Below are 13,229 nucleotides of genomic sequence, written 5' to 3'. Positions count from 1 at the left end.
ATTAATGATTATGTTATTTAAACATGTCTAGTTCTATTGTAGTAGATACCGCCCAATTAGGAAAGTCCGCTGCTTCCCTCCATCACCGCACTCTGCTGGCAATGGCCCGGAGTAAGTGCCGGATCGATAGAAATCCCTATGTCCCGAAAACAATGTAAGCGCTATAATAGTATCTATCTGAATAATCGGCAAATCAGATTCAATCATATTTTTGCCTAAGGAGAGAGCAATGAGAAAGAGCAAGACGTTCTACAACGTGTTCATTTCTATCCTTGTCTTAAGCATCGGACTCGTGGTCGGCTTTGGGAGCTACATTTATATGTCAACCACACGCTCGGTCGCCGAGCGCGTCGGGGAGAGCCGCCAAAGCTTGATCACGCAAATCCGCAATACATTGGAACAGAAAATCCAGACGATTGAATATGCATTCTATACTTACAGTACGACGAAATCCTTTCACGAAGTGATCAACAGTCCGCTGACGGAACGGGATTTCGAAGCGTACCGGGAACTGAATACCCAGCTGAACTATATCGCCACAATGGGGCTGGAGGGGGTTCAATATTCCTTAATCAGCCTGAAGCAGAATTGGAGAATTTCGAATGGCTCGCTGTCCCAGCTGTCGAGCGAGGATAGGGAGGAGTTGTACGAGCAGTACATCGATAAAGCGAGCAGGGGACTGTACTGGGTTAAAACGGATGACGGCATCCGCTTTGTGCACACGCTGCCCGTGTCCTCCAAAGACAAGCAGGCGGTCGCGCTGTCGGACATATCCCTGCAGACGCTGAATCATACGCTGCAGACGAAGCCGGATACTTCCGTTTATATATTGAATAAAGAGGGAGAACTGCTATACGCCGCCGAGACGGCATCCGAAATGCTGTCCCCGCAGCAGCTCCGGCTCATTAGCGAGCAGGCTGAAAGCGGGACACAGACGGGCAAAGCGACGATTGAAGGCAGGGCGGGCAGCTCTATCATGGCCTTATACGCCAAATCCGATTATAACAATTGGACCTATGTGACCCTGCTCGATCAGAAGGAAGTGAGCAAGGCGCTGGCTGCCACGCGCTACGGTCTCATCATTATGGGGATCGTGATCACGCTGCTGATGGTTATGCTGGCGTACGTGCTGTCGGTGTATCTGACGCGGCCCTTCCGGAAGATCCAAAGCAGCTTAGCCATGAGCCCGGAGCCAATGCTGAGGGACGAGGTGGACTGGATCATCCGCTCGATCGATTCCATTGTATCCGAGAAGGAGAGTCTGGAGCATCTGATCGAGCTGGAGAAGCCCAAGCTGGAGACGCAGTTCGTGCTCAATCTCCTTCAGAACCGGTTAACCCGGGAGGAAGCGGAGAAAGGGCTGGAACGATTCGGATATCCGGTAACAGACAGCACGCTTTTCGTCACGATGCTCATCCAGCTGGACAGCTATGGCGAGGGGCAGCCGCCTAGCAAGGACGTGCTGCTGCTGGCCGTAAACAATCTTGTGCAGGAGATCGTTCCCGAACTGGGAAGAATGCTGCCCGTCGTACTTAATGAGCGGACGCAGGCCACGGTGCTTCTCTTTGAAAAGGAGGACGCCTCAGACCTGCGCAAGCAGATTCTGCAGCATGCCAAGAGAATCATCAGGTCTGCCCGGGAGTATTTAAGCACCTCCGTCAGCATAGGAATCAGCGTGCCCTATGAGGATGCGCTGAGAAGCAGGGAGGCTTGCGAGATGAGCCTGGAGGCACTTTATCAGCGGCTGAATCTCGGCAAGGAGTCAATTATCTTTTACGAGGACATCTCCACGGGGATATCCGGGCCGATTCTGCTGCATTATCCGACGGAGCTGGAGGCGCGGCTGTTTGACTCCATTCGCCTTGGAGACGAGCAGGAGGTGGCCCGCTCCTTATATCCGCTGCTGGCGGATATGATGAAGCATAGCTTGAATCCGATGAATCTTGAAGTGACGCTGATCCGCTTCGTTAACAATCTCATTCAGCTCGAGCAGCTTATCGGTGTGGAGGTGCTGCTTACGCCAAGCAACGCTAACCTATACCACCGGCTGCTGGATACAAGGAATCCCGAGGAGATCGAGCGCATGCTTGTGCACGAGGTCATCTACCCGATGGTCAGAAGCGTCAAAGAGAAGACGAACCAGCAATTCCGCTCGATTGCGGATAAGATCGCCGCGATCATCCGCTCTGAATACGATCAGGAGCTGTCGCTGGAGGCGATCAGCGAGCGTCTTCATTACAGCCCCAATTATTTAAGCAGCATATTCCGCAAGGAGTACGGAACTACCTTTAGCGAATATCTGATGCATTACCGGCTGGAAATCGCCAAGAAGTGGCTGGTGGATACGGATATGACGGTCAAGGATATGGCGGAGAAGCTATGCTATCAAAACTCGCAAAACTTCATCCGTTCTTTCCGCAAGAAGGAGCATGTCACGCCGGGAGCCTACCGCAAGATGAAATTGGAGCGCTGAGCCGCAGGGCGCTAAACACAAGAAGAAGTTCTGGCTTCGCATGATTCATGCGTGATCCAGAACTTCTTTGATTTGAGGCGACCGCTCATAGAATATATTGGCCTAGCCTTTGACCGCTCCGAGCAGTGCGCCTTTCGTGAAGTGCTTCTGTACGAACGGATAGGCGATCAGCATCGGAACGGTAGCGACGACGATAACTGCCATTTTGATCGTTTGTGCAGGAGGAACGATGTCCACGGAGGAATTATCGCCCTCCATTCCGCTGGACACGATGACGATTTGGCGCAGCAGCACCTGCAGCGGCCATTTCTCGGAATCGTTAAGGTACAGAATTGCATTCATATATGTGTTCCAGTAGTTGACGCCGTAGAACAACGAAAGTGTTGCGATCGAAGGCAGGGCTAGCGGCAGCATGATTCTCCACAAGATACGGAAGTCGTTGGCGCCATCGATCTTAGCCGACTCTTCGAGGCTTTCCGGCAGAGCCTGAAAGAAGTTCCTCATAATGATCAGGTTGAAGGCGTTGATCGCCGTCGGAATGATCAGCGACCAGTACGAATCGATCAAACCCGCCGATTTGACGACGAGGAAGGTCGGAATCATTCCGCCGCTGAACAGCATCGAGAAAACGATAATAAAGTTAATGACAATCCTCCCTGATAAATATTTGCGGGATAATCCGTATGCCATCAGGGCCGTCAGTGTCATACTGACGGCCGTGCCTGCCAGCGTAGTGCCAATCGATACGCCGAGGCCTTTAAAGATGGTCGGCGTTGAGAAGATGAACCGGTAAGCGTCAAGCGAGAAGGTCGTCGGGAACAGGACGAATTTCTTTGACACGATTTCCTGCGTCGAGGCAAAGGAGCTTGCCACAACATTCACGAACGGCAGGAGGCAGGCAAGCGCGAACAGAAGCAGGAGCGCATAGTTCACAAAGTTGAAAATCCGGCTTCCCAGCGATGGCTTCTTAAATGCAGATTTGGACATAGCAGTATGAATCCTCCTTGATAGTAGTCTTATATCCACCATAACAAGCTGTAAATATTCCGTATATAATCATGTCCTATGACTTTAACGGCGGGATCCAGGCATGGAACTTCAGGCTGGATCAAGGCAATAATCCTGATCTCCACTCATGATCATCAGCTACAATCCGGGAGGTATCCCGATCATGAATCCTGATCCGAAGCTACAATTTGCCTGGTGCTAATGGGATTTCGGGAGTCTGCGATAGCTAATGATTATATACGGAATGACGATTACCGGATATGCTTGGCTCGAACACATGTTAACTGATCAAGGAGGTCGACAGCCGGTGAAAGAAGCAGATTCCTCAGCAATTCCGTTACAAGGCAAACCGCATAAGGGAACCGGGTCCAGGAGAATTGAAATGCTTCGTCATTTTAAAAGCCTAAGCAGGAATAAACTGTTGTATTTGATGATTCTCCCCGGATTCGTGTACTTTGTCATTTTTAAGTATTTTCCGATGGGAGGCCTGATCATATCCTTTCAGGATTATCAGCCGTATTTGGGCATCCAGGGAAGTCCTTGGGTCGGGTTCAAGCATTTTGTACGTTTGTTTACCGAACCGACCTTTGCGATGCTGCTGCGCAATACGCTGATTCTGTTTGCGCTCGAATTGGCCATGTTCTTTCCGATTCCCATTATTCTTGCACTAATGCTAAATGAAGTCAGGCATAAAATGTTCAGAAACTCGATTCAGACGATGGTATATATCCCCCACTTCATGTCCTGGGTCATCATCGTTTCGATCACATATGTATTCCTCAATGTAGACGGGGGCGTCGTCAATGAGATCATCGCCGCCTTCGGGGGAAGCAAAATCAGCTTTCTGACATCCACGGAATGGCTTCGTCCCATGTACATCCTGCAGATCATATGGAAAGAAGCCGGATGGTCCACCATCATATATTTAGCGGCGATTACCGTTGTAGATCCACAGCTGTATGAAGCGGCCGAAATGGACGGCGCCAGCCGGTTGCGAAAAATATGGCATGTTACGCTGCCTGCGATCCGCCCGGTGATCATTACCTTGCTGATCCTCAAAATCGGCAATACGCTTGAGCTTGGCTTCGAGCATATGTATTTGCTCCTCAACTCGTTGAACCGGGAGATCGGGGAAATTTTTGATACGTATATTTTCACGGCAGGCTTGAAGAACGGACAGCTCAGCTTCAGCACGACAGTAGGCCTGTTCAAGGGCGTCGTCGGATTAATATTGGTCATCTTTGCGAATAGACTGGCCAAGAAGTTCGGTGAAGACGGGGTCTATTGACAGTTTTATGTGAATTCTTGCTTCCGCTTGGGAAGAGGAAGATAAATCAAACTTACAAAAAACAATGAAAAAGGGGAAAAGCACATGAAACGGAAAATCGCAAAATTGGCAGCGCTTACGCTGTGCTGCAGCCTGCTGCTTAGCGCATGCGGGGGAACAAAATCAGGCGCCAATCCTTCCAGCGGCGCCAGCGCCGACGGAAAGGCATCGATTAGCTGGCTGAATATTTTGCAGACGCCATCGCCGCCGACAGATACCGTGTTAAGCAAAATTGAAGAGGCAACGAATACGGACATCAAATTTTCGTGGATTCCGGATGCCTCCAAAGAGGAACGCCTCAACACATCGCTCGCTTCGGGCTCTCTGGCGGATATCGTCACCCTGACGATACTGGACAACTCATCGGTTCGCAACGCTTTGAAAGCCGGCGTATTCTGGGATGTCGCTCCTTACCTGGACGAATACCCCAACCTGGCGGCCATTTCGCAGGATATGCGCAGATCGGCCTCTATCGAGGGCAAGCTGTATGGCGTACCGCTGCAGAAGCAGGTGGCGAGGAATGGGGTTATCGTCCGGAAGGACTGGCTGGACAAGCTCGGGCTGCCGGTGCCGAACACGACGGATGAGCTGATGCAGGTAGCCAAAGCATTTACGGAGCAGGATCCGGATGGTAACGGCGTCAAGGATACGACTGGATTTATGGACCGCAGCGATCTCGTCTTCGGCGCGTTCAAGACGCTCAGCTCCTATTTCGGCACGCCCAGCGTCTGGAGCGTAAGCGAGGACGGGCAAGTCACGCCTGAATTTGAGTCGGAAGGCTATATCAAAGCGATGGATTATATGAAGGAGCTATACGACAACGGGTATATCAATCAGGATTTTGCCGTTACGGCGAAGACCGATCAGCAGCAGAACTTCGCGCAAGGCAAAGCGGGGATTTACGTAGGGGCCCTCTTCGACAGCAAAAACCTGCTCAATTTGGCCAAGGGCATTCAGGACGATATGGAGCTCGTGATGATTAACGGCATTACGTCTACCGGCAATGAAAGCGACAGAGCCATCTGGTCGACGTCCAACGGCGTCGGAGGCCTGCTCGCCTTCCCTAAATCGGAGGTGAAGGATGAAGAGGAGCTGAAGCGTGTGCTGAAATTCGTGAACGATTTGATGTCGGAGGAAGTATACACGCTGATGACATATGGCCTTGAGGACGTCCATTATACAATCGATGAGAACAAAGCGGTAACCATTAAGGATACGAGCCTGTGGCAGCAGGAGGTGCAGCCGTTTGCGGGCTCCCGCCCGAAGGAGAGCGGCTTTGAAATTCATGACTCGGATCCGTTGAGAAAAGAGGCCAACCGTCTGATCGAGGAGAATGAGAGCTTTGCGGTGCTTAATCCACTGTATTCCCTGGAATCGCCGACGAATTCCGAACAAGGCTCCGAGCTGCAGAAGATGATTACGGACGCTACGTACAAATATATTCTCGGCAAAACCGATCTGAACGGATTCCAGCAGGCCGTGCAAAACTGGAGAAAAGCAGGAGGCGATAAAATCATCGCCGAATACGAAGCTGCATATAAAGCAGTGTATGGCAAGTAAACGGTTCGCCTTACGGGCATATGCGCCCTAAGCTTTGGCTGTTCCGTCCGCAGCTGCTGCTGCGGCGGAACGGTCTATTTTCCAACAGGAGGATGATCGGCATGGCAAAGATGCATTGGGCGATACGAACCGCGGATTCCATCATGGAACGTACGCCGAAGCTGTATGAGGGCCAGGGCTATAACGGGAAATGGTCCTATGATTACGGGGTGATCCTAAAGGGATTCGAACGGTTGTGGAAGATGACTGGGGACGAGAAATATTTCGGGTATATTCGCGATAATATGGATTACTTCATTCAGGAGGACGGCTCGGTGAAGGGCTACCGGCAGGATGAGCATAACATCGACCACCTGAATAACGGCAAGCTGCTGTTCGTACTGCATAAGGAGACTGGCGAAGAGAAATACGCACGCGCTGCGGCATTGCTCCGGGAGCAGTTGAAGACGCATCCGCGCACGTCGGAAGGGGCTTTTTGGCATAAGCGGATTTATCCTTACCAGATTTGGCTGGACGGTTTGTATATGGGAGCCCCTTTTTATTTGGAATATCTGCTGAACTTCGAGCAGGAGGGCGATCTCGCCGATGTAACCAGGCAATTCATCCTTTGCGAAAGGCATACGAAGGACGAAAAAACGGGACTCCTCTATCACGCCTGGGACGAGCAGCGCGTGCAGCCTTGGTGTAACCCGCAGACAGGGCAGTCGCCGAATTTCTGGGGAAGGTCACTCGGCTGGTTTGTGATGGCGCTCGTTGACGTCCTTGAACTGCTGCCGCCGGAGCACGGCGACTTCAATGAGCTAAGGCGGATTCTGAACGATACGTTAAGCGCGCTAAGGAACTATCAGGATGCCGATTCCGGCGTCTGGTATCAAGTCGTCGATGCCGGGGGCCGCAAAGGAAATTATTTGGAGGCTTCCGCCTCCAGCATGATCACGTATGCCATAGCTAAAGGCCTCCGTCTCGGACTGCTTGGCTCCGAATGGATCAGTTCGCTGGATCATGCCTACGCTGGCCTGATTGCAGAATTCGTGCTGGAGACAAAGGAAGGCTGGGTCAATTTGAACAAGACCTGCCAGGTAGCCGGCTTGGGCGGAGAAGACCGCCGCGACGGAACTTATGCGTATTACATCAGTGAGCCGATCATTACGAATGATCAGAAGGGGCTTGGCGCCTTCCTGCTGGCTTGTACAGAATACGAGTATTTGGAGGTTGAAAGGCGCGCGGCGCATCGATAATCTGACGAAGGAGACAGAGGACATGCTTGTTTTTAACATAGATGATTATGGTGCGCGCAAAAATAGCTCCAAGCTGTCGACGGCAGCGATTGCGGCTGCCATCGCCGCTGCGGAAGAGGCGGGAGGCGGCAAGGTATGCGTACCGCCGGGCTGTTACCGCACTGGAGCGATTATCATGAAGAGCAACATTGAGCTTCATATCAGTCCGGGAGCTACACTGTCTTTCAGTGATCACCCGGATGACTATCCGGTTGTGACCTCCTGCTGGGAGGGCGTGAAGCAGGAGGTATACGCCTCATGCATTTTCGGCCAGGATCTAGAGAATGTGTCCGTAACTGGCTCGGGCAGGCTGGAGGGAAACGGGCAGGCCTGGTGGGACAAGCATAGGAACCGCCGCGGGGAGCTTGCGTATCCCCGCCCAAAGCTGATCAGCTTCGACGGCTGCCGCCGGGTAACGCTGCGGGATGTGTCACTCGCGAATTCGCCGAGCTGGACGGTTCATCCAGTTCGCTGCCAGGATGTGACGATCGATAATCTGTCGATCTTCAATCCCGCAGACTCGCCGAACACGGACGGCATCGACCCGGAATCCTGCACGAACGTTCGCATCAGCAACTGCCAAATTGACGTGGGAGACGACTGCATCGCCATTAAAGCAGGGACCGAGGATACGGAGGCCCGGGTTCTTTGCGAGAATATCGCGATTACCAACTGTACGATGATTCACGGACACGGAGGTGTTGTCATTGGCAGCGAAATGAGCGGCGGCGTGCGGAATGTCGTCATTTCGAATTGCGTGTTCAAGCAAACCGATCGCGGTATTCGCTTGAAATCCAGGCGCGGACGGGGTGGGATCGTTGAGGATATTCGGGTAAGCAATATCGTTATGGAGGACGTCATTTGCCCATTCATCCTGAACCTGTATTATTTTTGCGGGCCGCGAGGCAAAGACAAATACGTATGGGACAAGCATCCATATCCGGTTACGGAGGAGACGCCGCGCTTTCGCCGGATCCATTTCGCCAACATTACCGCCCGAAGGGTGCATGCCGCCGCCGGGTTCCTGTATGGACTGGCTGAGCAGTATGTTGCGGAAGTGACCTTTGATCAGATCGATATTTCGATGGCTGAGAACGCTACGCCCGGACAGCCGGCGATGATGGCGGGCATTAAGGATATGAGCAACCGGGGCTTCTTCCTCGGCAACGTACGAGATATCCGCTTCCGGAACGTAACCGTGGAGAACCATGTAGGGCCGGCCTTTTATGTCGAAAATGGCGAACGGGTCACTGTGGTTAATTGCGAATCCCGGAATACGAAGCAAGCAGGGCAGCTGCTGGAGCAGGTCACGTTGCCTCCCGAGGAGAGCTTGGGAGGAACCGGAGATTGACCTGAAGTAAGGCTTTGATGAAGATTTATGAGATCGGGCCATGGATGTTAAATCAAAATAGGTTTATGGAGGGGAGCCATCTTGATTTCGGATAACAGAAACACAGGAGTAATCCGCAACCCGGTACTGCCGGGCTTTAACCCGGATCCCTGCATTGTACGGGCCGGAGACACTTATTATATTGCCGTTTCCTCGTTTGAATGGCTGCCAGGCGTCAGAGTGTACGAGTCGGCCAACCTGGCGGAATGGGAGCATTGCACGGATATTTTGACGAATCAGGTCCAGCTGCAGGGAAATCCGAAGAATTGCAGCATCTGGGCGCCGCAGCTCAGCTATTATGATGGTTTGTTCTATCTCATGTATACGGATGTTAAGAGCACCAAGCGTCCTTTTAAGGATTGCCATAACTATTTAATTACCGCTCCCTCCATCCATGGGCCTTGGTCGGAGCCGGTTTATCTGAACAGCAGCGGCTTCGATCCATCCCTGTACCATGACGAAGACGGCCGCAAGTGGCTGTTAAACGCCCTATGGGATTACCGCATTACTGAAGGCAATAAATCGAGCGGCATCGTCATTCAAGAGTACGATCCGAAGCAGCGGAAGCTGATTGGAGCACCGCAGAAGCTGTTTGACTGCACCCCGCTGAAAAAGACGGAGGCCCCGCATATTTATAAGCGTAACGGCTATTACTACCTCATTACTGCGGAAGGAGGCACAGGCAGCGGCCATGCGGTGACCGTAGCACGATCCAAGGAGCTGCTCGGGCCGTACGAGGTCGATCCGCTTAATCCGATGCTGACCTCTAGCGGGAAGCCTGAAGCAGAGCTGCAATGCGCCGGCCACGGCAGCCTGGTTGAGACGCCTGAAGGCGAGTGGTACATGGCTCACCTGTGCACCCGTCCGCTGGAAGGCCAGTATGCGATCCTCGGGAGAGAGACCGCTCTACAGAGGGTGTATTGGGATGAGGAAGGATGGCTTCGGTTAACTAGCGGCGGCAACACGCCGCAAATGGAAGTGCCGCTGCCTAAAGGAGCAGTCATCAAGGGCGGGATTCGGGCAGAATTTGTGGATGATTTCAACGGTCCTAAACTGCATCCACGCTGGAACACGCTTCGCATGATGGCTGATGAAAGCTGGTGTTCGCTTTCCGAGCGCTCGGGCCGCTTGCGAATTTATGCAGGTGAATCTGCTCAGAGCTTGTTCAGCCACCATATCGTGGCCATCCGGCAGACGGATAAGTCCTTTCGTGCCGAGACGGCATTGGATCATGAGCCAACTCTGTATCTGCAAATGGCGGGATTGATGCTGTATCTGAATGAGGACAATTATTGGTATGCCTATGTGAGCCATGAAGAAGGACGAGGCAGGGTTCTGAGACTGCTGCGCTGCGAGCGGGATGAATTTACCCTTGAGCCTGTCATGATCGATTTAAAGGAAGGGCCTGTTCATTTGGCCGTGGAAGTATCTGGAGTCAACGGTCAGTATTTTTATCGCGGGGAAGGAGCAGCAGAATGGCAGCCGGTTGGCCAGCCGCAGAATATCAGCTTCCTGTCCGGCGGATTTACCGGTAATTTCATCGGCATCGCCGTCCACGACATGAATCAGTTTAAAGGCAGTTATGCCGATTTTCATTATTTCCGGTATGAAGGCCGGGATGAATAGACCGCCGAAAAGGCTCTGAAATGCAGCAAAGCTGTCAGAAGACATGTATGTCCTCTGACAGCTTTTTTAATCAAATTTGGATGGGGGAACGTTATAGTACTTTTTAAAAGCCTTCGAAAACGTAAACGGATCGGGGTAGCCGAGGAGGCTGGCGATTTCCTGAATCGTATATTTCTTTAAGTTTAGATAGTCTCTCGCCCGGTTCATCTTAATTTGGTAAATATATTGTCCCGGGGTAATGCCCAATGTCTTTTTGAAATAAGTGATGAAGTATTTTTCGGATATGCCGACAAGCTGGGCGAGCTCACTCATTTTAATCGATTTGTGCAGGTGGCTGTGAATATAACCGAATACCGGCTGCAGCACGTCCAAATTCCGCTCGGCTGTTCTCGGCTTTCTCCCATTCAGAAATGTGCCGGTATACCGTTCTTGTCCATAGAGTTCAATGATTTTGGCGATGACAGCCGTTAGACAAGCTTTTAAATATAGACGGTTCCCCGGCATGCTGTCTAACTGATTCGATTGCATAAAGGCTTTGCCGAACAAGATGGTTTCCTCCCGAATCAGCTCTTCCGGTATAATGCCCGAGAGCGGAAAGTCGCTCAGAATTCGCTGCTGCTTGCCAATTTCGAAGTCGAAATGCACGTAAATAAACCGGCACCCCTGATCGGTAGTAGAAGCCATATAAGGAATTCCCGGATAAAAAAAGACCACATCTCCCGCCCTGGCCTGATGTTCGATTCCATCGATACGAATCGTAACGTTTCCGGATTGTATGAACCAAAGATCGTAGTCGATATGTGCCTTATGCTCGACCCACTTCCCGTCATGGGTAAGCTCAAAAACAGACTTCATTCGCAGCGAGATCAATTCCGACAACTCATTGAGAATTCCCATGTCCTTCATTTTCGTATTCATTATCATCCCTCTACCATAAGACATATTTCAAATGATCATATTATAGCATTGAAGTGCCGCTCATAAATAATCATACTATTTGACATAAACGTAAAACTATCTCATATTCTACTTTCGAAATCAGTCTCCTATAATGGGGTCATTACCCATAAGGAGGGTTTGTCATGATAGATTCTAAAGTATCACATCCGAAGATTGTTGTTATCGGGGCGGGAAGTTTATTCTTCGGCCGTCAATCGATTTGGCAGATGGTCGACTCTAAATACTTGAATCAAGGAACACTTGCTTTGGTAGATACGGATGAAGAAAGGCTGTCCAAGATGGTCAGGCTTGCTGAAATGGTTGCCAAGGAGAACAAAGTGTCCCTTAAAGTGGAGGGCTCGACGAATCGGAGAGAGGTACTGAAGGGCGCTGATTTCGTCGTCCTCAGCTTTGCTAAGGATACTGTAAAATATCGCGGCATCGATTGCCAGGTTGCTTTAAAATACGGAATTCGAATGTGCTCCGGGGATACGATCGGCCCAGGCGGGATCTTCAGAGCCATGAGAGAACTGCCAGTCATAATGGATTGCGCTAAAGACATCGAGGAGCTTTGTCCCGATGCGTGGGTCATTAATTATATCAATCCATCTGCCGTCCATGGCATCGCTTTAAGCCGATATGCGCCGCAGCTGAAAACCTTCGCCCTTTGCGACAGCCACCATATGCCGCATAAGAAAGCTTACTATGCCATTCGGGCAGGCATCATTGAGGATATTAGCGAGTTCAATGAGAAAATCGACCGGAAATTTGATTTCCGCATAGCTGGCGTCAATCATTTCACCTGGCTGCTTAAGGCTGACTATGATGGAAAGGATGTCATGCCTAAGATAGCTGAGTCGATGAGAATATCGGCGGGAACGGAAAACGATGGCGGGGATACAGGCGCAAAGGCGCTGTATAACGATGCCATCACGTATGAACTCTTTAACATTTTCGGGTATATTCCAACATGTACGGCCCACACGAAGGAATACGTCCGCTATTGGCAGGGACTGGGCAAGACGGAAGACACCATTCCGCCTTTATCGATTTGGGAAACGGAAGACCGGTATCAACGCCATGAGGAGATGTGGGGGCAAGTGGATGATTTCCTTTCCGGTAAACGTCCTATTGCCGACTACATGACATCATTCGGGCCCGACCACGCCACGGATATTATCGAAAATATGGTGGGCAATTTGGGCAAGCGGTTCTTTATTAATACGCTCAATAACGGGGCCGTAACGAACATGAATGACGACGCATTCCTTGAATTGCTATGCGAAGTGGATATGAACGGTGTTCAACCCCTTCATGTGGGTGAGATGCCGCGGGGAATCCGGGGCATGCAGGAGCTCGTGCTGGATACGCACGAGCTGACGGCGGAGGCTGTTGTGGAACGAAGCTTCACGAAATTGAGAAGAGCGATGCTGACCGATCCGCTCGCAAATTCCATACATGATGCAGATTTGATGATTAAAGAGCTGCTGGAGTTGGAAAAGGAGATCATCCCGGGATATTGGTACGAGTAATGTGAGAAGCATGGGCGTGTTTCTAAAATACCTGCATAAGCGGCTTAAAAAACTTCATTCAATTCATGAAGCCGCGATGGTACGCTTGGAACAAGTT

9 protein-coding genes are annotated in these 13,229 nt (G+C 51.2%); 7 read left to right on the top strand and 2 right to left on the bottom strand.

All coding sequences use genetic code 11. The annotated features are described in order from the left end of the window. Positions 1–229 precede the first annotated feature (229 nt). Positions 230–2,473 (top strand): helix-turn-helix domain-containing protein, encoded by a 2,244-nt coding sequence (locus GNP95_RS09090; protein WP_155610508.1) that lies wholly within the window; start codon positions 230–232, stop codon positions 2,471–2,473. 102 nt (positions 2,474–2,575) lie between these two features. Here GNP95_RS09090 and GNP95_RS09085 read toward each other — a convergent pair whose 3' ends face one another. Then, entirely contained in the window at positions 2,576–3,460 is an 885-nt protein-coding gene (locus GNP95_RS09085) for a carbohydrate ABC transporter permease (protein WP_155610507.1), read from the bottom strand. 403 nt (positions 3,461–3,863) lie between these two features. Between GNP95_RS09085 and GNP95_RS09080 the strand changes: the two genes are divergently transcribed. The 5 genes from GNP95_RS09080 (at position 3,864) to GNP95_RS09060 (ending at position 10,661) form a co-directional block, all read left to right on the top strand. Further along, positions 3,864–4,769: an ABC transporter permease gene (locus GNP95_RS09080; protein ID WP_155610506.1), complete on the top strand. Its 906-nt coding sequence runs from the start codon at positions 3,864–3,866 to the stop codon at positions 4,767–4,769. Between the two features lie 84 nt (positions 4,770–4,853). Further along, complete coding sequence (locus GNP95_RS09075; protein ID WP_155610505.1) at positions 4,854–6,368, top strand: extracellular solute-binding protein; 1,515 nt, start codon at positions 4,854–4,856, stop codon at positions 6,366–6,368. Between the two features lie 101 nt (positions 6,369–6,469). Further along, positions 6,470–7,606 carry a glycoside hydrolase family 88/105 protein gene (locus tag GNP95_RS09070; RefSeq protein WP_155610504.1) on the top strand — a complete coding sequence of 379 codons (1,137 nt, stop codon included), beginning with the start codon at positions 6,470–6,472 and terminating at the stop codon, positions 7,604–7,606. A 22-nt stretch (positions 7,607–7,628) separates the two neighbouring features. Next, on the top strand, positions 7,629–8,996 hold the full coding sequence (locus tag GNP95_RS09065; protein WP_155610503.1) for a glycoside hydrolase family 28 protein: 1,368 nt from the start codon (positions 7,629–7,631) through the stop codon (positions 8,994–8,996). An 81-nt stretch (positions 8,997–9,077) separates the two neighbouring features. After that, entirely contained in the window at positions 9,078–10,661 is a 1,584-nt protein-coding gene (locus GNP95_RS09060; RefSeq protein ID WP_155610502.1) for a glycoside hydrolase family 43 protein, read from the top strand. A 66-nt stretch (positions 10,662–10,727) separates the two neighbouring features. Here GNP95_RS09060 and GNP95_RS09055 read toward each other — a convergent pair whose 3' ends face one another. Next, positions 10,728–11,579: an AraC family transcriptional regulator gene (locus GNP95_RS09055; RefSeq protein WP_155610501.1), complete on the bottom strand. Its 852-nt coding sequence runs from the start codon at positions 11,577–11,579 to the stop codon at positions 10,728–10,730. A gap of 164 nt (positions 11,580–11,743) precedes the next feature. On the opposite strand from GNP95_RS09055, the gene GNP95_RS09050 reads away from it, so the two are divergent. Beyond that, positions 11,744–13,132 carry a family 4 glycosyl hydrolase gene (locus GNP95_RS09050; RefSeq protein ID WP_155610500.1) on the top strand — a complete coding sequence of 463 codons (1,389 nt, stop codon included), beginning with the start codon at positions 11,744–11,746 and terminating at the stop codon, positions 13,130–13,132. Positions 13,133–13,229 lie beyond the last annotated feature (97 nt).

The organism is Paenibacillus woosongensis, from assembly GCF_009725165.1.
Classification (GTDB): Bacteria; Bacillota; Bacilli; order Paenibacillales; family Paenibacillaceae; genus Fontibacillus; species Fontibacillus woosongensis.
Note: the sequence above shows the minus strand (reverse complement) of the source record. Positions and strands in the feature narration are given on the sequence as shown.

What these genes read in the sequence shown, in the direction of transcription:
- GNP95_RS09065 (WP_155610503.1), top strand. Translation starts at nt 7,629, where the DNA reads ATGCTTGTTTTTAACATAGATGATTATGGTGCGCGCAAAAATAGCTCC.
- GNP95_RS09085 (WP_155610507.1), bottom strand. Translation starts at nt 3,460, where the DNA reads ATGTCCAAATCTGCATTTAAGAAGCCATCGCTGGGAAGCCGGATTTTC.
- GNP95_RS09090 (WP_155610508.1), top strand. Translation starts at nt 230, where the DNA reads ATGAGAAAGAGCAAGACGTTCTACAACGTGTTCATTTCTATCCTTGTC.
- GNP95_RS09055 (WP_155610501.1), bottom strand. Translation starts at nt 11,579, where the DNA reads ATGAATACGAAAATGAAGGACATGGGAATTCTCAATGAGTTGTCGGAA.
- GNP95_RS09070 (WP_155610504.1), top strand. Translation starts at nt 6,470, where the DNA reads ATGGCAAAGATGCATTGGGCGATACGAACCGCGGATTCCATCATGGAA.
- GNP95_RS09080 (WP_155610506.1), top strand. Translation starts at nt 3,864, where the DNA reads ATGCTTCGTCATTTTAAAAGCCTAAGCAGGAATAAACTGTTGTATTTG.
- GNP95_RS09050 (WP_155610500.1), top strand. Translation starts at nt 11,744, where the DNA reads ATGATAGATTCTAAAGTATCACATCCGAAGATTGTTGTTATCGGGGCG.
- GNP95_RS09075 (WP_155610505.1), top strand. Translation starts at nt 4,854, where the DNA reads ATGAAACGGAAAATCGCAAAATTGGCAGCGCTTACGCTGTGCTGCAGC.